Below are 18,829 nucleotides of genomic sequence, written 5' to 3' on the forward strand. Positions count from 1 at the left end.
CTAGACCGCGTCAACGCGCGAAGGACAGCTCCGAAAGCCGGGACTGCCAAGCCCCGTGCGGCTCCAGCTCCAACACCCGCACGTCATCGGGCCTGCGGTCGAGGCGGACGACGAGGTAGTCCTCGGACAGCCGTTCCGCCGAGCCCTCGCCCCATTCCACGACCACCGCCGACGCCTCCAGATCCGTGTCCAGATCCAGGTCGTCCAGCTGGGCCAGGTCGCCGCCCAGCCGGTACGCGTCCACGTGCACCAGCGGCACGCCGCGGCTGCCCGCCGGATGTGTCCGTGCCAGCACGAACGTGGGCGACGAAACCCGCCCCGAAACCCCGAGACCGGCCGCGATTCCCCTGGTCAGCACCGTTTTCCCGGCCCCGAGCGGGCCCGCCAGCAGCACCAGGTCGCCCGCCTGCAACAGCGCGCCCAGCGCCTCGCCGAAGCGGACGGTGTCTTCGGCGGTGGGCAGTTCCAGGCTCACTTGTTCAGCCATCGCCAGATCCGACTCAAAGAGGTCATGTTGTCTACTCCAGCACATCGTTGCACCAGGTCGATCAGGTGGCTGTTCACCAGCTCGGGCTGCTCCAGCTGCACCATGTGCCCCGCGCCGCGCACCCGCGCCAGCTCCGCGTCCGGCAGCTCCGCCGCTATCCGCTCGGCGTGCGTGTACGGGGTCAGCCTGTCCGCGTCGCCACCGATCACGAGTACGTGCGCGTGCTTCAACCCGGCCAGCGCGGCATACCGGTTGTGACTGCCCAGGGTGGCGATGAAGTCGACCAGCCCCCGCACCGGCGTCACGGCCAGCATCTCCAGCAGGAAGTCGACCACCTTCGGCGGCACATCCCGCGAACCGAAAGCCAGCCGCCGCACGGCAGGCCGCGTCAGCTGACCGCCGGCGGCGCGGACGAACTCCACGAGCCCCGGCTGCCAGCCCGCGAGCCCGCCGACACCTCGGGTCAGCGGGTTGTACTTCGACAGCAGCCCGCGCGACAGGCCCTTTCCGCCGACCTCGCCGGCCGCGGTGGCGATGAACGCGACCCCGGCGACCCGATCGGCGAACAGCTCCGGGTTCTGCTGGGCCAGCTCCATGATCACCATGCCGCCCATGGAATGTCCCATGAGCACGATCGGGCCGTTCGGCGCGACGGCGCGCAACACCGCGTCCAGATCACGCGCGAGCTGCTCGATGGTGCTGGTTTTTTCGTTCGCCGCACCGGAAAGCCCGTGCCCGCGGTGGTCGTAGTAGACCTGCCGGACCCGCGGCAGCGCCAGGGACGACAACGCCCGGCGCTGGAAGTACCAGCTGCGCTGGGAAAGGGCGAACCCGTGCACGCCGACGACGGTCAGCTCGGCCTCGCCGTCCTCTGGCTCGATCTCCGACACCGCGAGCGGGGCGCCGTCGTCGGCCGCGACGGTGAAGATGCGATCGGCGTCCAGCTCGCCGAGGTGCTCGTCGGTGAGGGCTTCGCTGAGCTTGCGCTGCTGCGCGGTGACCGCGATGGTGGCCGCGGCCGTGCCGGTGACGAGCGCCGCCGCACCGCCGACGACCGTGAGCAGCCGCCGCGACGCCATCATCACGCCTCCCCCAGGTACCGCCGCCGGACGCGCGGCCGATACATCCCGGTGACGATCTCGTAGTCGATCGTTCCTATGGTATCTGCCCATTCGCGCGCGGTCGGCTCGCCGAGAGTGCCCGCGCCGAAGAGGACCACCTCGTCGCCCGCCGAAGGTTCGTCATCCCCGCAGTCGACGACCAGCTGGTCCATGCAGACCCGGCCGGCCACCGGACGGCGCTTTCCGTTGAGCCACACGCTCATCCGCCCGGACAGCGTGCGCGGCACCCCGTCGGCGTACCCGGTGGGCACCAGCGCCAGGTTCGTCGCCCGCTCCGCTGTCCACGTGTGTCCATAAGAGACAGACTCGCCCGCCTCGATGCGTTTGGTGAGCACGACGGTGGACCGGAAGGTCATCGCCGGACGCAGATCTTCCTGCTGTGGCACGGGATTGAGCCCGTACATCGCGATACCGGGCCGGACGACGTCGAAGTGCAGATCCGGCCTCGTGAGCGTGGCCGCGGAGTTCGCGAGATGCCGCAACGGGTTCAGCCCGGCCTCACGCGCGATGTCGTACGCCGCCTGGAAACGCTGGGCCTGCGCGTCGATCGAGGGATGCCCCGGCTCGTCCGCGCAAGCCAGATGGGACCAGACGGCGACCACCTCCACCCCCGGCTCGGCCGCGGCCGCCTTCACCAGCGCGGGCCACGCGTACGCCGGACAACCGTTGCGGGACAGACCGGTGTCGATCTTCAGGTGCACGCGGGCGGTGCCACCGGTGCGCTGTGCGGCCTCGGCCACCCGCGCCAGCTCGGCGGCGGAACTCACCGAAAGGTCGATGCCCGCTTCGATCCCCGGCGCGAAGTCCACATCGGGCAGGTCGAGCCAGCTGAACAGGCGCGTGGTGATACCCGACGCGCGCAACGCCAGCGCCTCGGCCAGCGAACACGCACCCAGCCAGGTGGCCCCGGCCTCGACGGCGGCCCTGGCCACCGGCAGCGCGCCGTGCCCGTAGCCGTCCGCCTTGACCACAGCCATCGTCGCGGCGCCGGCCGCCCGGGACGCGAGCAGCCGCAGATTGTGCCGGATGGCATCGAGATCGATGACGACCTCGGCGCGGGAGAATTCGGGGCTCATCGGCGCCGATTTTCCCACAGCGCGTTTCCGGCCGGGCCACGGCCGCCGAAACCCGCAGGTCTCAGCCTTTCCCGCCCGGCACGTCGTGCACCAGCGCACGCACGTCGAGATGCCGCTGCCGCAGCTCCGCTCCGGCCGGGCCGTCACCGTCGGCGAGTTCGAGGCTACTGTTCGCCGACCACACCGGGGGTTCCGGCGTTCCGGCCAGCGCCCACGCCGCCTGCCGGGCGGCCCCGAGCGCGACGTGCTCGGCGGGCTCGGGCACGACCACCGGCAGGCCGAACACCGTCGGCGCCGCTTCACGCACGGCTTCGGACTGCGCGGCGCCACCGATGAGCAGCACCCGTCGCGCCGCCGATCCCTGTGCCTGCACGGCATCCAGCCCCGCGGCCAGACCGCACAACATGCCCTCGACGGCCGCGCGCGCCAGGTTCGCCGGGGTCATGTTGGCGCGCCGCAGCCCGTGCAGCGAACCCGCCGCGTCCGGCAGGTTCGGGGTGCGCTCGCCGTCGAGGTACGGCAGGAAGGTCAGGCCACCGGAGCCGGGTTTCGCCTGCCGCGCAAGGCTGTCCAGCCCCGCGAGGTCGACACCGAGCATCGCCGCCGTCGCCGTGAGCACCCGCGCGGCGTTGAGCGTGCAGGCCAGCGGCAGGAAACGGCCGGTGGCGTCCGCGAACCCGGCGACGGTGCCCGTCGGGTCGTCGGGGGCCGTCTCCGACACCCCGAACACGGTGCCGCTCGTGCCGAGCGAGACCACAACGTCCCCTTTGGACAGTCCCAAGGCCAGCGCGGCGGCCATGTTGTCCCCGGTGCCAGCCGAGACGAGTACGCCGTCGGACGTGTGCCCGGCGGGGTCGGCGGGGCCGAGCACGCGCGGCAGCGCGGGCGTGCGGCCGAAAGCGTGGGCGAGAATGTCCTCGCGGTAAGCGTTGTCCGCCGGGGAGAAATACCCCGTGCCGGAGGCGTCGCCGCGGTCGGTGACCGGCTCGCCGCCCAGCAGCCGCCACGTGAGCCAGTCGTGCGGCAGCAGCACGCGAGCCACCCGCTTGGCCAGTTCCGGCTCGTGCTCGGCCATCCACCGCAGTTTGGTCACGGTCAGGCTCGCCACCGGCACCGAGCCGACGGCCTTCGCCCACGCGGCCGGCCCGCCCAGCTCCTCGATCAGCGCCTCGGCCGCCCGCGCGGAGCGGGTGTCGTTCCACAGCAACGCCGGGCGCACCACTTCCCCGGCTTCGTCGAGGGTGATCATGCCGTGCTGCTGGCCGCCGATGCCGATCGCGCGCACCCCCTCCAGCAGTCCGTCGGAGGCTTCGGTGAACGCCTCCCACCACACCTGCGGGTCGACCTCGGTCGTGTCGGGGTGCGAAGCGCGCCCGGTGCGCACCACCGCCCCGGTGTGCGCGTCACACACCACGATCTTCGTCGACTGGGTGGACGAATCCACCCCGGCGACCAACGGCGCTGTCATAGTTCCTCCGCTTTCGTGCACACGACTTCCACGTCAGTACCGGTTGCGCGCAGTGCGGCAAGTTCGTCGGCCGGGGTTTCGTCGTCGGTGATCACCAGGTCGTACGCGCTCGCCTCGCCGTACGCGTACGTCGCCGTCTTGCCGAACTTCGAATGGTCGACGACGAGCACGTTGCGTTGGGCGACGGTGAGCGCGGCGAGCTTGAGGTCGGCGTACTCGCGGACCGGGTGGTACAGGCAGCCGGCGGCGATCGCGGTGGCCGAGACGAACCCGATGTCGGCGCGCACGCGGCTCAGCGCGGCGATCGTGTCCGGGCCGATACAGGAGTCGAACTCCGTGTACCGCCCGCCCAGCAACAGGATTTCCCCGCCTTCGCGGGCGCCGAGGAGCCGCGCGACCTCCAGCGAGTTGGTCACCGCCACGACCTCGGGCATCAAGCGCGCCAAGGGAAACAGCGTGGTCGAGTCATCCAGGAACACCGTCTGCCCCGCGCGGACCTGCTTCGCCGCCGCGGCGCCCAGCGCTTCTTTGCATCCGACGTTGAGGGTTTCGCGGAACCGTTTCGCCGTCTCGATGGTGAGCGCCGGATACGCGGCGACACGGCCGCGGAACTTGCGCAGCAACCGGCGTTCGGCGAGATCGTCGAGGTCCCGGTGCATGGTCATCAGGCTGACGCCGAAGGTCTCGGTGAGCCTGTCGATCCGGACCTCACCGTGGTCGATCACGTGCCGCAACACGTTCTGCCGGCGCTGCTCGACCTCCGCGTCGGACGGTCTAGCCATGATCCGGGACCACCACGGCCTTGATCACCGACTCGTCCCTTGCCGCGACGGTCAGCGCCTGCTCCACCTCGTCGAGGGTGAACCGGTGGGTGACCAGCCGGTCGAGGTTCACCTCGCCGCTGGCGGCCAGCGCGATCGCGGTGGGCCAGGTGTTGGCGTAGCGGAAGGTGCCGGTCACCTCGATCTCGAAGTTCTGCACGTGCGCGAGCGGCAACGGGATCTCGTCCCCGCCCATGCCGATCAGCACCGCCCGGCCGGCCCTGCCGACCTTGCGGATCGCCCCGGCCGCGACGGCCGGCACCCCGGAACACTCCAGCAGCACGTCCGGCTCGAAAGCGCTTCCCGACAGGCTTTCCGTTGACACGTCGAGGGTTTCGGTCGCTCCCAGCTCCCGCGCGACGGCCAGCCGGCGCGGGTTCACGTCGGTCACCAGCACCTCGCTCGCGCCGAACGCGCGCGCTGTCTGCGTGGCGACGAGCCCGATCGGCCCGGCGCCGGTGATCAGCACGCGGCTGCCCGGCGCGACCCGCGCTTTCCGGTTCGCCCACACGCCGACCGACAGCGGTTCGAGCAGACCGGCGGCTTCGCCACTGAGGCTTTCCGGGATGGGGTGGGCGAAATCCTCGCGCAGCACGACGTACTCGCAGAACGCGCCGTCGATCGGCGGGGTGCCGAAGAACCGCATGTCGGGACAGAGGTTGTAGCGGCCGAGCTTGCACTGCGCGCACCGCGAACACGGCACGCCCGGCTCCAGCGCGACCCGCTGCCCGAGCTCGTGCCGCCGCGCCTGACTCCCGGCCGCGACCACGACGCCGCTCGGCTCGTGTCCGAGCACCAGCGGCTGCTTCACGACGAAGTCACCGATGCGGCCGTGCTCGTAGTAGTGCACGTCGGAACCACAGGTGCCGACCGCGGTGACCCGGACCAGCACCTCGTCCGGCCCCGGTTCCGGGACCGGCCTGGTCTCCGTGCGCACGTCGTGCACGCCGTACAGAACCGAGACCTTCATGCCATCGCCCACCGCTCATTCCTATCAAACGGCGGACCGATTGTTAACACAAAACTCGATAACTCCTAGGCGAGCGAGCGCAGCTTCCGGATCGCCTCCGGCACGGCCGCCTGCACGCCCGAAGCCGAGACCGGCACGCCGCGCGCGGCGAGATCGGCCGCGAGGGAATGCACGTACGCCGCCGCCCCGGCCGCCAGCCACGGATCCAGCCCGCTCGCCAGCAGCGCGCCGACGAGACCGGACAGCACATCCCCGGAACCCGCCGTCGCGAGCCAGGAACCCCGCGCCACGTTCGCCAGCACGCGACCGTCCGGCGCGGCGATCAACGTGGTGTTTCCCTTCAGCAGCACCACAGCGTCGTACTTGCGCGCCGCCTCTCGCACCGCGCGCACCCTGTCGTCGCCCGGCGCGGAGCCGGTCAGCCGCTCGAACTCGCCCGCGTGCGGCGTCAGCACCAAGGGCGTTCCCGGGTCACGCGCGTCCAGCACGTCCGGGTAGTGCGCCATCAACGTGGTCGCGTCGGCGTCCGCGCAGACCGGGACGCCTTCGGCGAGCACGTGCCCCAGCACGCGCCGACCCTCGTGCCCGGTGCCGATTCCCGGCCCGACGACCCACGCCTGCACACGGCCCGCGTCGGTGACCGAACCCGTCGCCACCACCTCCGGCCAGCGCGACCGCACCAAGTCCGCGGCCGGGCCCGCATAGCGGACCATGCCCGAGGTGGCCAGCACCGCCGAGCCGGTGGCGAGCACCGCGGCCCCGGGATAGGTCGCGGAACCGGCCGCGATCCCGACGACACCCTGGCTGTACTTGTTGTCCTGCGGCCCCGGCACCGGCCACGCCACGCCGACGTCGACCCCGTCGAGCAGGCGCAGATCGGGCTCGCCGAGCTCGGGCGCCAGGCCGATGTCGACCAGCACCACGTCACCGCAGGCCGCCGGGTTGAGCACGTGTACCGGCTTGCGCGCGCCGAAGGTCACCGTGCGCGTGGCCGTGATCGCCGCGCCCGGAACGGTGCCGTTGTCCGGATCCACTCCGCTCGGCAGATCTACGGCCAGCACGGGCGCGCTGATGTACGGGAGCAGCTCGGCCGCGTTGTCCCGCAACGGCCCGCGCGCGGAAAGGCCCACGATGCCGTCGATCACCAGATCCGCGTTTTCCAGCGCGCGCGGAGCATCGGACGCCACGCGCCCGCCCGCGCGGCGAAGCGCCGCAAGCCCTTCCGCGTGTGCGCGCTCCGGGTTCAGCAGCACCGCCGTGACACCGGCTCCGCGCTTGCGCAGGAAGGCCCCCGCCCACAACGCGTCACCGCCGTTGTTGCCCGCACCCACCAGAAGCACGACGCGGCCCGCCGCGACGCGCCCGGTGTGCTGGGCCAGCATGTCGGCCGCCTGCACGGCCAGCCCGAACGACGCGCGCTGCATCAGCGCGCCCTCGGGCGTGGCCGCGAGCAGCCGTTCCTCGGCGCCGCGGATGTGTTCTGTGGTCCAGATTCCCTGCACCCGGCCTGTTTACTCCACGGTCACGGACTTCGCCAGGTTGCGCGGCTTGTCCACGTCATAACCACGCGCACGAGCGATTTCGGCGGCCAGCACCTGTAGCGGCACGCTGGACACCAGGGGCTGCAAAAGCGTTGGCACAGCGGGAACTTCCACCAGCTCGTCGGCGAAGGGGCGCACCGTGTCGTCCCCCTCCTCGGCGATCACGATCGTGCGTGCCCCGCGGGCCTGGATCTCGCTGATGTTCGAGACCAGCTTCGCGTGCAGCACCGCGCGCCCCTTGGGCGAAGGCATCACGACCACCACCGGCAGCCCGCTCTCGATCAGCGCGATCGGTCCGTGCTTCAGCTCGCCCGCCGCGAAGCCCTCGGCGTGCATGTACGCGAGCTCCTTGAGCTTGAGCGCACCCTCCAGCGCCACCGGGAAACCGACGTGCCTGCCGAGGAAGAGCACGGCCTTGGAGTCGGCCAGCTCCCGGCCGAGCTTCCGAACTTGCTCCACAGTGGACAGTACTTTGTGGACGGCGGCAGGCATGGCCTCCAGCTCGGCGAACTCGCGGGCCACCTCGTCCGGGTACTTGGTGCCGCGCGCCTGCGCGAGCGCGAGGCCGACCAGGTAGTTCGCCGCGATCTGCGCCAGGAAGGTCTTCGTCGCGGCCACCCCGACCTCGGGCCCGGCGTGGGTGTAGAGCACCGCGTCGGACTCGCGCGGGATCTGCGCGCCGTTGGTGTTGCAGATCGCCAGCACCCGGGCCTTCTGCTCGCGCGCGTGCCGGACCGCCTCGAGGGTGTCCGCTGTCTCGCCGGACTGCGAAATCGCCACCACCAGGGTGTCGCGGTCCAGCACCGGGTCGCGGTAGCGGAACTCGCTCGCCAGCTCGACCTCGACGGGCAGCCGGGTCCAGTGCTCGATGGCGTACTTGGCGATCAGCCCGGAGTGATAAGCCGTGCCGCAGGCGACGACGAAGACCTTGTCCACGTCACGCAGGTCCTGGTCGGCCATCCGCTGCTCGTCGAGCACGATCTGGCCGTTGTCGAAATGCCCGCGCAGCGTGTTCGCGAGCGCCTCCGGCTGCTCCTCGATCTCCTTGAGCATGAAGTAGTCGTGCCCGCCCTTTTCCGCGGCGGACAGGTCCCAGGCGACGGTGAACGGCTTGGCCTGCGCCGGTTCCCCGGCGAAATCGGTGACCTCGTAGCCGTCCCGGCCGATCACCACGAGCTGGTCCTGCCCCAGCTCCACGGCTTCGCGGGTGTGCTCGATGAACGCGGCGACATCGGAAGCGACGAACGTCTCGCCTTCGCCGACCCCGACCACCAGCGGCGAGGACCGGCGCGCCGCGACGATCAGGTCCGGCTCGTCGGCATGGGTGACGACCAGCGTGAACGCGCCGTCGAGCCGGCGGCAGATCGCGCCGACGCTGGCCGGCAGGTTGCCTGCCGTCGGGCCCTCGTCGTACGCCTTGGCCACGAGATGGGCCGCGGTTTCGGTGTCGGTGTCGCTCGCCAGCTCGACGCCATCCGCCTCGAGCTCGGCGCGCAGCGCGGCGAAGTTCTCGATGATCCCGTTGTGCACCACGGCGACCCGCTGCGTGGTGTCCCGGTGCGGGTGCGAGTTCCGGTCGATGGGGGCGCCGTGCGTCGCCCAGCGGGTGTGCCCCATGCCGGCGGTGCCGGTGAACCGCTCGCGGCCCGTGCGGTCGAGTTCCTGCTCCAGGTTCGCCAGCCTGCCCGCTTTCCGCTCGACGGTCAGCTCGCCGGCGCCGTGCAACACGGCGACACCTGCCGAGTCGTAACCGCGATACTCCATTCGCCGGAGCCCGCCGAGCACGACGTCCAGCGCACGCCGATGGCCGACATATCCCACAATTCCGCACACCCCAGCGAGACTACTTGCGGCGCGCGGCGCGTCCGTCGAGGGTGGCGATCGCGGCGGGTGACCGGCGGCCGGGTCGGCTAGGCTGCCGCGCATGGCCAGCAAGCCCAAGGAACTGCTTGACGAGTTGTCCCACCGGGGCGGCCACGACGTGCTGCGCGGGAACCTCGCGCTCGCCGGGCTGCCGGGGGTGGTGTTCACCCCGACCTCGGGGCTGGGCCTGCCCGCGATCGCATTCGGGCACGGCTGGCTGCAGCCGCCCGGGCGGTACCACGGGCTCCTCAGCCACCTCGCGAGCTGGGGCATCGTCGCGGCGGCGCCCGCCACGCAGCGCGGCCCGCTGCCGTCGCACCGGCTGTTCGCCGCCGACCTGCGGGGCACGCTGGACATCATCTCCGGCGTGCGGCTCGGGCCGGGCAACATCAGCGTCGACCCGGCAAAGCTGGGCCTGGCCGGCCATTCCGTCGGGGGCGGCTCCGCCGTGCTGGCCGCTGCGGACGCCGAGAACGTCAAAGCCGTCGCCACGTTCGCGGCGGCGCAGACGCTGCCTTCGGCCAGCGACGCGGCGCGGAAGGTGCAGGTCCCCGGGCTGCACCTGGCCGCGGAGGGCGATCTGGTCGCCCCCGCCGTCGCGAACGCGGAGGCGATCGCCAAGGCGTGGGGAGGCCCGGTTCAGCTGCGCATCCTCGACAAGTCCTCGCACCTGGCGGTCACCGAGGGCAGCCACTGGAGCCAGCGGCTGCTGCACGGGAAGCCCCACCACGGCACGCAACGGCTGGTCAAGGCCCTGTTCACGGCGTTCTTCCTGACGCACCTCACGGGCACGGGCAGGTACCGGCCGCTGCTCGAAGCGGACGTCAAACGCGCCGCCATCGACTTCGACCCGAGCCTCGCCGCGGCCTGAGCTACTTGAGCCAGCTGTTGTTCGAGAAGTCGTCCTCGTCGAACTCGTCCCGGCGGGAATGCCTTGGCCTGCCCGGTGCCGGGGTGCGCTCGGTCGTCTCCGGGACCACCGGAGGTGCCGGAGGCGGGGCCTGCTCCTCGGCCTCGCCGAAGTTGAAGGTCGAGTCCTGCGGCGAGTTGCGCTTCAACCACTCGTTCCGCGCCGTCGGATCTTCCTTCGCCGCGGCCTTGGCTTCGCTGCGCTCGTCGAGCTGCTTGCAGAGCTGCTCGTTCTGCCCACGCATGCGCTGCGACTCTTCGGCGATTTCCTGCCGCTTGGCCTCGACGCTCTCGGTGATCGCCGCCGCCTTCGCCCGGGTGCCCGCGAGGATTTCCGCGAACCGCTGCTCCACCAACGGATCGACGCTGGTCATCTACCGCTGCCCTTCGTAGGAGACCGACCGGTCACCCTCGTCGTCGAGCGAACCGCTGATCCGCCCGCCCGAACCGCTGGTGTTGAAGATGCCGCCGTCCACGCGGTAGGCGCTGGACCGGCGCTCCTGGTCCTCGCCGCCGCCGCCGGCCATCCCGCCCATGCCCCCCATCATGCCGAGACTGCCCGCCCCGCCGGACGCCTGCTGCTGCGCTGCCGAGCCCGGATCGCCGAGGCCCAAGGGCGCCGCGCCGAGGCCGCTCGCGGCCGCGGGTTGCTGCATCGCCGACCCGGTGTGCGCGCCCGCGTCCAGCGAAGCCGCCGCACCGAGGGAACCGCTCATCGAGCCCGCCGGGCCGCCGACCGAATCCGCCGCTCCACCAACGGTTCCGATGCCGTCGGAGGACGCCGCCGGGGCTGTCGCCTGGAAGTCGGAGCTGGTGGCACCATCGGCTGCCGTGCCGCCGCTGGAGTCCGTTGCGGCGGCACCGGAATCGCCGACTGCCGAACTGTCCACAGTAGACTGATCGACCTGCACGTCACCGGGCGCGGCGAAGGCATCGCCCAGCTGCCCGGTCGCCGACTGATCCGTAGCCGGTTGCCCGGTCGCCGACTGATCCGTGCCCGACTGGCCGGTCGCTGATTGATCCGTGCCCGATTGGCCGGTCGCTGATTGATCCGCGCCCGACTGGCCGGTCACCGACTGATCCGCGCCCGACTGGCCGGTCACCGACTGGTCCGTAGCCGACTGCCGGCCCGAGGCGTCCGTGCCGGCGTCGCCCGCCGCGGCGGTGTCCTTGTCCTCGCCGAGGGTGTACGTGGTCGGGGTGCCCGAACCGTCGTCCACCGTCACGACCGTGGGCCCATCCGGACCGTCGGGGCGTTCCGCGGTGATCTTGAGGTTGCCATCCTCGATGTGGATCTTGCCGTCCGGCCCCGGCGTGTACGTCTTGTCACCCGTTGCCTGCGCCGCGTCCGCCCCTGCGCCCGGGGCGGCGGCGTCCTTACCGTCGCCCCAGTCGAGCTGATAGTCCTTGGGCGCGCCGGAACCACTGTCGATCTTGATGTCCATCTTGCCGTCCTTGTCCGGCTCGGACATCTCGATCTTGTTGTCGCCCTTCTGGACCGTCATCGTCTCCGGCTCGCCGGCGTCCTTGATCGCCTCCCCCGTCTTGGGGTCGATCGGATAAGGCCGGCCGGTGTCCGGGTCGACCTCCAGCGGTTTGCCGGTGATCGGGTTGATCCCCTGCTCCGCCTCCTTCTTCGCAGCCTCGGCCACCTGCGCCGGGTCACTCGGCGTGGTCGACTCGGGCGTCGTGGAGCCCGATCCGGCCCCGCTCCCCGAGCCACTGCCACTGCCACTGCCACTGCCACTACCGGAGCCAGACCCGGAACCGCTGCCCTTGCCGGAATCTTTCCCGTTTCCGGTGCCCTGATCCGGCGTGTCCACCCCGGCGAACGGGTCCTGCTCCATGCCCTTGTCCAGGCTCTGCACCAGCGTGTCGTAGGTCTGCTGCACGCCCTGCTTGGCGTTCTGCGCCTGCTGCTGCACCGAGTTCGCCCGCGTCGAGTAGTCCTGGGTGAACTGCTGCAGCTTCGTCTGGGTGTCGGTCAGTGCCTGCTTGTACTTCTGGGTCTCTTCCTCGATGTTGTCCTCGGTGATCTTGTCCGCGAACGACATGCCGATCACCCCGGCGATCGCCCCGATCGGCCCGCCGATGAAGAACCCGAGCACCCCGCCGACGATCTTGTCGAACGTGCTGCGGTTGTTCAGCTCCTGCATCTTCTGCTCGAGCTGCGAGATCACCCCGGGCAGCTGGTCCTTGGCCTGCAACAGGTTGTCGACGTCCGATGGCGTCAGCTGCGCCATTTTCCCGTCGCCCCACTGGTTGTGCACCTGCTTGGCGAAGTCGACGACCTGCTGCTGGACCGTGTCGCTGCCCTGGGTGATCGTGCCCGGCGCACTGCCCAGCGCTTGGGACAACGTGGCCGCACCGGCATCGATCTTCGCCTTGTGCTTGCTCGCGGAGGCGGCACCGGAACCCTTCCAGTCGGCCATGTTGCTCGACCACGCGGTGGCCAGGTGCTGGGTGGAGTCGGTGACGGCCTTGCCCGCGTCGGTGAGCGCTGTCGCGTCGGTCTTGAACGCGGTGAAGTCGATCCCGCGGAACTCGGCCGTGGCGGCGCGCAGGCTCTGCGGATCCAGCGCCGCCCCTGGCGCGTCGGACGTGCCCGACGTGGCCTGGCCGCCGGCCTTGGTGAACCGGGGGTAGAAGTCGTCGAAGATCTTCAGCCCGACGTCACCCTGGTCGATGATCTCGTCGGAGTTGTTGAAGTTGCCTTCGTCGAGCCGTTTCTGGCTGTCGTCGAGCGCCTTCTTCGCCTGGCCCTGCCGCTGCTGTTCGCGGGCCGCGGGCAGGGATGCCTTGGCGTTGGCGATGTTCTCCAGCGGGTTCTGCCCGCCGTCCTTGATGTCCCCCGCGTCCGCGCCGATCTGGCCGGCGTACTTGTCGATCTCGGAGTCACTGATCGCGCCCATGTTGGACAGCGCGTACAGCATGTTCTGCTTGTTCTCGTCGGAGACGTTGGGATCGTCCAGCATCGCCCGCATCTGCTTGATGTCGTCGGTGCTGAACTCCTTCTGCCCCTCTTCCTTGGCAACGCCCTCAAGCCAGTTGCTCATGCGTCAGCCCTGCCCCGGGATCGAGCTCTTCTGGTCCTGCTCGTTGGCGGAGTACTTCTGCGACGCCGAACCGAGCGAACCGCCGAACGCGGTCACCGAGGTGCCGTACTTGGCCACCGCGTCCTTGAACTTGCCGAAGGCTTCGCCGTACTTGCCCGCGACATCGGACCACGCTTTGCCGACCTGTCCGGTGGAGACGGTGGACGTGAGCTTGCCCGCGGCCTGGCCGAGCGCCTCGCCCTCCTGCGTGTAGGCGTTGGCACCAGCGCTCAGCTGGCCCGTGTCCGCCTGATAGCCCCCACCTGACATGGTCTCCCCCTACCGGTCTCGATCGACTCTGCGAAACCTCCGACGCGACCGGGGCAGCACCGGTGCCGTCGCATATGCACAGAATGTACCGACCGACCCGGCTGAGCACAGCAAACTTGACGAAGACCGGTCAGGAGACGGCGGAAACCACCCCGGCGAGCCGGTCCGCGGCGGCCTGCGCCACGTCCTGCGACGGCGCCTCGACCATGACCCGGACGAGCTGTTCGGTGCCGGACTGGCGCAGTAGCACCCGGCCTTCGGCACCCAGCTCGGCCTCGACCGAGCCCACCGCGTCACGCACGATCTCCGAGGCCACCACGGCGGCCTTGTCGGCGACGCGCACGTTGATCAGGACCTGCGGCAGCCGGCGCATCACCCCGGCCAGCTCGGCCAGCGTCCGGCCGGTGGCCGCGACCCGGCTCATCACGCGCAACGCCGTCAGCAGCCCGTCGCCGGTGGTGGCCAGCGCCGGGAACACGACGTGCCCGGACTGCTCGCCGCCGAGGGCGTAACCGCCGGCGCGCAGCTCCTCCAGCACGTACCTGTCACCGACGCTCGTCGTGCGCAGGAGCACGCCGTACTCGCGCATCGCCAGGTGCAGGCCGAGGTTGCTCATCACGGTGGCGACCAGAGTGTCGTGGGTCAGCTCGCCGGACTCGGCCATGTCCAGCGCCAGAATCGCCATGATCTGGTCGCCGTCGACGAGCTCACCGGCCGCGTCCACCGCGAGGCAGCGGTCGGCGTCGCCGTCGTGCGCGATACCCAGGTCCGCCCCGTGTTCTCGGACGGCGGCCTGCAGTCGGCCCATGTGCGTCGAGCCACAGCCGTCGTTGATGTTGATGCCGTCGGGTTCGGCATGGATGGCGATCACCTCGGCACCGGCCTTGCGATACACCTCGGGCGCCACGAAGGAGGCCGCGCCGTTCGCGCAGTCGACCACGATGCGCAGGCCGGTGAGCGGATGCGGAGTGGAGTCGAGAAGGTGCTGGGCGTAGCGGTCGGCCGCGTCCACGACGTCGGACACCCGCCCGATCTCCGCACCGGTCGGCCTGGTGGTCTCGACCCTCAGTGCCGCCTCGATCTCGTCCTCGATCCCGTCGGGGAGCTTGTGCCCGCCCGCGGCGAAGAGCTTGATCCCGTTGTCCGGCATGGGATTGTGCGAGGCGGAGATCATCACCCCGAGATCCGCGCCCAGCGCCCCGACCAGATGCGCGACAGCCGGGGTCGGCTGCACCCCGACGCGCCGCACGTCCGCACCGGCGGATGCGAGCCCGGCCACCACGGCGGCTTCCAGCATCTCGCCGCTCGCGCGGGGGTCACGGCCGACCACGGCGACCGGCCGGTGGGAACGATCGTGGGCAGCGAGCACCCTGGCGGCGCTGGCCGCGACGGCGAGCGCGAGCTCCGGGGTCAGATCTCCGTTGGCGAGGCCACGCACCCCGTCGGTGCCGAACAGGCGAGCCATCTGTTCCTCTCCTCGAACCACTTTGGGCGCGGGACAACCCAGTCCCGGCACCCGACCGTAACCCGCGCCCAGGGCCCGGCCCCCGGGTGTGCCTTCTGCCTGAGAACGCACAACGGGGACCCGGCGTTACCCGAGGGCGAAACAGACGAGGGCGCCCATCCGCGCGGATGGGCGCCCTCGTCTGGAAAACCGCGGGTCAGCGCTTGCTGTACTGCGGAGCCTTACGGGCCTTCTTCAGGCCGTACTTCTTGCGCTCGGTGGAGCGGGCGTCCCGGGTGAGGAAGCCGGCCTTCTTCAGCGCGGGACGGTCGTCGCCGTCGACCTCGACGAGCGCGCGGGCGATCGCCAGGCGCAGCGCACCGGCCTGCCCGGAGATGCCGCCACCCTTGAGGTTGCCGAAGATGTCGAACGAGTCGGGCTTCTCGACGGTGACCAGGGGCTCACGGATGAGCTGCTGGTGCACCTTGTTCGGGAAGTACTGCTCAAGGCTCTTGCCGTTGAGCTTGAACTCGCCGCTGCCCGGCACGAGGCGCACCCGGACGACGGCTTCCTTGCGGCGGCCGACGGTCTGGGCCGAACCACCGGCGGCGCGCGAGGGCCGCGGGGCCGCCGCGGTCTCGCTCGTGGCGGCCGGCGTCTCGCTGGTGGCGACGGCGCCTTCGGCGGCGGGGGCGGCAGCGGTGTCAGTGGCCTCGGTGGCCTCAGCCACGACGGCCTCGGTCTCAGTGCTGGTCACAGACTGTTCCTCACTCATTTGGCGACCTGCGCGATCTTGTTGATCTCGTGCGGCTGCGGCTGCTGCGCGCTGTGCGGGTGCTCCGGGCCTGCGTAGACCTTGAGCTTCTTGGCCTGCGCGCGGCCGAGCTTGTTCTTCGGCAGCATGCCGCGCACAACCTTCTCGAGCAGCCGCTCGGGACGGGTGTCCAGCAGCTCGCCGAAGGAGCGCTTGCGCAGACCGCCCGGGTAACCGCTGTGGCGGTACGCGAACTTCTGGTCACGCTTGTTACCGGTGAGCGCGACCTTCTCCGCGTTGACGATGATGACGAAGTCACCAGTGTCCACGTGCGGGGCGTAGGTCGGCTTGTGCTTGCCGCGCAGCAGCGTGGCGACCTCGGTCGCGAGCCGGCCGAGCACGACATCCTCGGCGTCGATCACGTGCCAGGCACGGGTCACATCGCCAGGCTTAGGGCTGTACGTGGGCAAGGGTCTACCTCGTCGTCAAACTTGCGTGTGGGGTCGAGTGCGGGCCTAGCGCTTACGCGCCGCAGCGCACAACGACATATGAAGATACCCCCACACTCCGATGAAGCGTGAAGCGGGGGCACCGGGCGCTGTCCATACTAGTCTGACGCGCAGTTGACACCCGAAGAACGGTCCTAGGAGGGGCAGCCCGGTGACCGCGCGCACCACCATCCGATCGAGGACCAGACTGACCGCCCTGCTGTGCGCGGTGGCGCTCCTGGCGGGTGCCTGCGGCAACGCGACGGCGGGCACCCCGGTGCCCAACGGCGACGAGGTGTCGAGCTACCTGAGCGCCAAGTTCTCCGACACGCTGCAGAAGCTGTCCGACTCGCTCGGCAACAACGACACCCGCAAGAGCGTCCAGGACACCTTCGCCCGGTTCGACCAGAAGAAGATCAACAGCACCATCACCGCCGTGCAGCTCGGCCACCCGCCCGCCCGGCTGTCGAAGAACCACTCGAACCAGGACTCCAACGAGTACCTCGACGACTTCCACCCGGCCAACAGCCCGGTCGAGTACCTGCTACTCGGCCCGGTGTACGCGAGCCTGGCGCCGACACACTGGGTATCCATGCCTTACACAGCCGGTGACTACAACGAGTGCTACTGGGGCGGCTCGCACGACGTCTGCAAGATGCTCGGCGCCATCGACGACTCGGTGACCAAGAGCAAGGGCGCGCAGAGCGCCAACAGCAAGGCGGACGGCAGTATCGAGCTGACCGCGAATGTGACGATGACCGCATTCCTGGACAACAGCGTGATCACGTTCCCGCAGTCGATCCTGGACCAGATCGGGCCGGAGATGAAGACCAAGTCGTTCCAGGCCAAGATCACCCTCGACGGGCAGGGCAAGCTCACCGATCTGCAACTCGGCGGCACCGTCACCGGCGACGGGCACGAGCTGGAGATCAACGAGCACTACCGGCTCGACGGGGTCCCGACCGAGAACGACCTGCCGAAGGTGCCCGACGCCGCCGACGTGACGGTGCTCGCCGACAGCGCCGCCGTGGACGACTTCTACAACCGCATGGGCGAGATCCAGGACCGGTGACCGTGACCCAGCCGCCTTATCCGCAACAGCCCGGCCAATGGGGCCCGCCGAGCGGACCCACCCCGCAATGGCAGCCGCCGTACCCGCAGCAGCCGGCGCCGCAGCAGCCCGGCCCGCCGTACCAGCAGCAGCCGGCGCCGCAGCAGCCCGTTGCGCCGCAACAACAACAGCCACCGGGCCAGCAGCCTTTGCCGACACCGCAACAAGGTCAGCCGTACCAGGGCTTCAATCCCGGTTATGCCCCGCAGCAGCCGGGCGGTTACGGCGGCTTCGGGGCGTTCAGCGCGGAACCGAGGAAACCCAAGCGCAGCAAGAAACCCTGGCTCATCGCGGGCATCGTCGTGGTGGTCCTCGCCGCCGTCGGCGTCGGCCTCTGGCAGTTCGGCGTCTTCCAGGGCAAGGTGCTCGACCAGAACGCCGTACAGGCCGGCGTGCAGAAGGTGCTGCGTGAGGATTTCGGCGAAGGTGACGTGAAGGACGTCAGCTGCCCCGCCGATCAGCCGGTGAAGACGGGCACCACGTTCGAATGCTCCGCCACCGTCGCGGGGCAGCCGAAAAAGGTCTCCGTGCGGGTGCTCAACGACCAGGCCCAGTACGAGGTCGGCGCACCGAAATAGCGCGCGAAAAAGGGCCCCGGTCGATTCCGGGGCCCTATTCGGATGTCCGAAGTGGACTCAGCCGCCGAACATCTTGGTGATGCCCGAGTCGGTCGACTGGTAGCCGTCGGCGATCTGCGGCAGCGCGGTGGCGATGCGGGCGAGCAGACCCTTCATGTCCTCCAGGGACTGGTTCCACTCGTTCTGCCGCTGGTGCCACGCGTCCTGCGCGTCACCGGTCCAGCTTTCGGTCAGCGGGGCGATGTTCGACTTGAGCTGGTCGAACAGCGACTCGATCTCGCCACCGGCCTTCTTGCAGTCGTCCGCGGCCTGGTGAATCGTCGCGTAATCAACCTTCATGGCGCCGTCAGGCATTTGTTCCCTCCGATTTAGCTAAGAGTTTCGGTGAATTCCGGTGGCTGGTTTACAGGCCTTCGAGCGCGGCCTGGAGCGAGCTGATCTGCTGCTGGACGTCCTGGTCCTGGGTGTCGTACTGGACACCGGAGGACTTCAGCATCTCGGCGATGTGCTCGAGCGCGTCGTTCAGCTTCTTCGACTTCTGGCCGAAGGCGTCCATGACCTCCTGGAACACCTTGGCCGCCGGACCGGACCAGCCGGCCTGCGTCGCCTCGATCTCGCCGGCCAGCTTCTGCAGGTTCTGGTCCATCTGCAGCTTGGTCTCGTTCACCTTCTGATGGGCGTCCGCAAACTGTGCCGGGTCACCGGTAAAACCGCCTGCCATGGGAGGTTGCCCCCTTCGTTAGTGGTGTTATCCGTACTGCGCTTGTGGGTACGGACTTACGACGAAGACCTTGCCATGTCCGGTTCCACCTTGTCGCGCTTTGCCGGGAAGT

The 18,829-nt window shown here is 70.0% G+C and carries 19 protein-coding genes; 3 read left to right on the top strand and 16 right to left on the bottom strand.

Going from position 1 to position 18,829, the window contains the following annotated elements:
* Positions 1-10: 10 nt before the first annotated feature.
* The 8 genes from tsaE to glmS all read right to left on the bottom strand — a co-directional run bounded on the left by tsaE (position 11) and on the right by glmS (position 9,317).
* The gene (tsaE, locus tag VHD82_RS33830) at positions 11-487 is read right to left on the bottom strand and encodes a tRNA (adenosine(37)-N6)-threonylcarbamoyltransferase complex ATPase subunit type 1 TsaE (protein ID WP_325713136.1); all 477 of its coding nucleotides are present in this window, start codon (positions 485-487) and stop codon (positions 11-13) included.
* Positions 472-1,569, bottom strand: a complete 1,098-nt coding sequence (locus VHD82_RS33835; RefSeq protein ID WP_325713139.1) for an alpha/beta hydrolase — start codon at positions 1,567-1,569, stop codon at positions 472-474. The genes tsaE and VHD82_RS33835 overlap by 16 nt, the downstream gene beginning before the upstream one ends.
* Positions 1,569-2,684, bottom strand: a complete 1,116-nt coding sequence (gene alr / locus VHD82_RS33840; RefSeq protein ID WP_325713141.1) for an alanine racemase — start codon at positions 2,682-2,684, stop codon at positions 1,569-1,571. The genes VHD82_RS33835 and alr overlap by 1 nt, the downstream gene beginning before the upstream one ends.
* A gap of 61 nt (positions 2,685-2,745) precedes the next feature.
* Positions 2,746-4,152, bottom strand: coding sequence for a xylulokinase (xylB, locus tag VHD82_RS33845; protein WP_325713143.1), 1,407 nt, complete (start codon positions 4,150-4,152; stop codon positions 2,746-2,748).
* The gene (locus VHD82_RS33850; RefSeq protein WP_325713145.1) at positions 4,149-4,934 is read right to left on the bottom strand and encodes a DeoR/GlpR family DNA-binding transcription regulator; all 786 of its coding nucleotides are present in this window, start codon (positions 4,932-4,934) and stop codon (positions 4,149-4,151) included. Before VHD82_RS33850 ends, xylB begins: the two co-directional genes overlap by 4 nt.
* Positions 4,927-5,943, bottom strand: coding sequence for an NAD(P)-dependent alcohol dehydrogenase (locus VHD82_RS33855; protein WP_325713147.1), 1,017 nt, complete (start codon positions 5,941-5,943; stop codon positions 4,927-4,929). The genes VHD82_RS33850 and VHD82_RS33855 overlap by 8 nt, the downstream gene beginning before the upstream one ends.
* 65 nt (positions 5,944-6,008) lie before the next feature.
* Complete coding sequence (locus tag VHD82_RS33860; protein WP_325713149.1) at positions 6,009-7,445, bottom strand: NAD(P)H-hydrate dehydratase; 1,437 nt, start codon at positions 7,443-7,445, stop codon at positions 6,009-6,011.
* Positions 7,446-7,454: 9 nt separating this feature from the next.
* Positions 7,455-9,317 carry a glutamine--fructose-6-phosphate transaminase (isomerizing) gene (glmS, locus tag VHD82_RS33865; RefSeq protein ID WP_325713151.1) on the bottom strand — a complete coding sequence of 621 codons (1,863 nt, stop codon included), beginning with the start codon at positions 9,315-9,317 and terminating at the stop codon, positions 7,455-7,457.
* 91 nt (positions 9,318-9,408) lie between these two features.
* Between glmS and VHD82_RS33870 the strand changes: the two genes are divergently transcribed.
* Entirely contained in the window at positions 9,409-10,218 is an 810-nt protein-coding gene (locus VHD82_RS33870) for a dienelactone hydrolase family protein (RefSeq protein ID WP_325713154.1), read from the top strand.
* A gap of 1 nt (position 10,219) precedes the next feature.
* Here the strand turns inward: VHD82_RS33870 and VHD82_RS33875 are convergent, their stop codons facing one another.
* The 6 genes from VHD82_RS33875 to rplM all read right to left on the bottom strand — a co-directional run bounded on the left by VHD82_RS33875 (position 10,220) and on the right by rplM (position 16,289).
* Positions 10,220-10,630, bottom strand: a complete 411-nt coding sequence (locus VHD82_RS33875) for a hypothetical protein (RefSeq protein WP_325713156.1) — start codon at positions 10,628-10,630, stop codon at positions 10,220-10,222.
* The gene (locus VHD82_RS33880; protein ID WP_325713158.1) at positions 10,631-13,312 is read right to left on the bottom strand and encodes a hypothetical protein; all 2,682 of its coding nucleotides are present in this window, start codon (positions 13,310-13,312) and stop codon (positions 10,631-10,633) included.
* Positions 13,313-13,315: 3 nt separating this feature from the next.
* The gene (locus VHD82_RS33885; protein WP_325713160.1) at positions 13,316-13,621 is read right to left on the bottom strand and encodes a hypothetical protein; all 306 of its coding nucleotides are present in this window, start codon (positions 13,619-13,621) and stop codon (positions 13,316-13,318) included.
* A gap of 130 nt (positions 13,622-13,751) precedes the next feature.
* Positions 13,752-15,086: a phosphoglucosamine mutase gene (gene glmM / locus VHD82_RS33890; RefSeq protein WP_325713162.1), complete on the bottom strand. Its 1,335-nt coding sequence runs from the start codon at positions 15,084-15,086 to the stop codon at positions 13,752-13,754.
* A gap of 196 nt (positions 15,087-15,282) precedes the next feature.
* Positions 15,283-15,822 carry a 30S ribosomal protein S9 gene (rpsI, locus tag VHD82_RS33895; RefSeq protein WP_325713164.1) on the bottom strand — a complete coding sequence of 180 codons (540 nt, stop codon included), beginning with the start codon at positions 15,820-15,822 and terminating at the stop codon, positions 15,283-15,285.
* A 14-nt stretch (positions 15,823-15,836) separates the two neighbouring features.
* On the bottom strand, positions 15,837-16,289 hold the full coding sequence (gene rplM / locus VHD82_RS33900) for a 50S ribosomal protein L13 (protein WP_325713166.1): 453 nt from the start codon (positions 16,287-16,289) through the stop codon (positions 15,837-15,839).
* A gap of 190 nt (positions 16,290-16,479) precedes the next feature.
* On the opposite strand from rplM, the gene VHD82_RS33905 reads away from it, so the two are divergent.
* Entirely contained in the window at positions 16,480-17,379 is a 900-nt protein-coding gene (locus tag VHD82_RS33905) for a hypothetical protein (RefSeq protein ID WP_325713168.1), read from the top strand.
* Positions 17,376-17,996: a DUF4333 domain-containing protein gene (locus tag VHD82_RS33910; protein ID WP_325713170.1), complete on the top strand. Its 621-nt coding sequence runs from the start codon at positions 17,376-17,378 to the stop codon at positions 17,994-17,996. Before VHD82_RS33905 ends, VHD82_RS33910 begins: the two co-directional genes overlap by 4 nt.
* A gap of 57 nt (positions 17,997-18,053) precedes the next feature.
* Here the strand turns inward: VHD82_RS33910 and VHD82_RS33915 are convergent, their stop codons facing one another.
* A complete protein-coding gene (locus tag VHD82_RS33915; RefSeq protein ID WP_325713172.1) occupies positions 18,054-18,350 on the bottom strand; it encodes a WXG100 family type VII secretion target in 297 nt (98 codons plus the stop codon).
* 49 nt (positions 18,351-18,399) lie between these two features.
* Complete coding sequence (locus tag VHD82_RS33920) at positions 18,400-18,717, bottom strand: WXG100 family type VII secretion target (protein ID WP_325713174.1); 318 nt, start codon at positions 18,715-18,717, stop codon at positions 18,400-18,402.
* Positions 18,718-18,829 lie beyond the last annotated feature (112 nt).

It is taken from the genome of Amycolatopsis sp. (genome assembly GCF_035546795.1).
In the GTDB taxonomy this organism is placed as follows: Bacteria; Actinomycetota; Actinomycetes; order Mycobacteriales; family Pseudonocardiaceae; genus Amycolatopsis_E.

Excerpts from the sequence above, each read along its gene's own strand:
- tsaE (WP_325713136.1), bottom strand. The coding sequence starts at position 487 with ATGGCTGAACAAGTGAGCCTGGAACTGCCCACCGCCGAAGACACCGTC.
- VHD82_RS33835 (WP_325713139.1), bottom strand. The coding sequence starts at position 1,569 with ATGATGGCGTCGCGGCGGCTGCTCACGGTCGTCGGCGGTGCGGCGGCG.
- alr (WP_325713141.1), bottom strand. The coding sequence starts at position 2,684 with ATGAGCCCCGAATTCTCCCGCGCCGAGGTCGTCATCGATCTCGATGCC.
- xylB (WP_325713143.1), bottom strand. The coding sequence starts at position 4,152 with ATGACAGCGCCGTTGGTCGCCGGGGTGGATTCGTCCACCCAGTCGACG.
- VHD82_RS33850 (WP_325713145.1), bottom strand. The coding sequence starts at position 4,934 with ATGGCTAGACCGTCCGACGCGGAGGTCGAGCAGCGCCGGCAGAACGTG.
- VHD82_RS33855 (WP_325713147.1), bottom strand. The coding sequence starts at position 5,943 with ATGAAGGTCTCGGTTCTGTACGGCGTGCACGACGTGCGCACGGAGACC.
- VHD82_RS33870 (WP_325713154.1), top strand. The coding sequence starts at position 9,409 with ATGGCCAGCAAGCCCAAGGAACTGCTTGACGAGTTGTCCCACCGGGGC.
- VHD82_RS33875 (WP_325713156.1), bottom strand. The coding sequence starts at position 10,630 with ATGACCAGCGTCGATCCGTTGGTGGAGCAGCGGTTCGCGGAAATCCTC.
- VHD82_RS33880 (WP_325713158.1), bottom strand. The coding sequence starts at position 13,312 with ATGAGCAACTGGCTTGAGGGCGTTGCCAAGGAAGAGGGGCAGAAGGAG.
- VHD82_RS33885 (WP_325713160.1), bottom strand. The coding sequence starts at position 13,621 with ATGTCAGGTGGGGGCTATCAGGCGGACACGGGCCAGCTGAGCGCTGGT.
- glmM (WP_325713162.1), bottom strand. The coding sequence starts at position 15,086 with ATGGCTCGCCTGTTCGGCACCGACGGGGTGCGTGGCCTCGCCAACGGA.
- VHD82_RS33915 (WP_325713172.1), bottom strand. The coding sequence starts at position 18,350 with ATGCCTGACGGCGCCATGAAGGTTGATTACGCGACGATTCACCAGGCC.
- VHD82_RS33920 (WP_325713174.1), bottom strand. The coding sequence starts at position 18,717 with ATGGCAGGCGGTTTTACCGGTGACCCGGCACAGTTTGCGGACGCCCAT.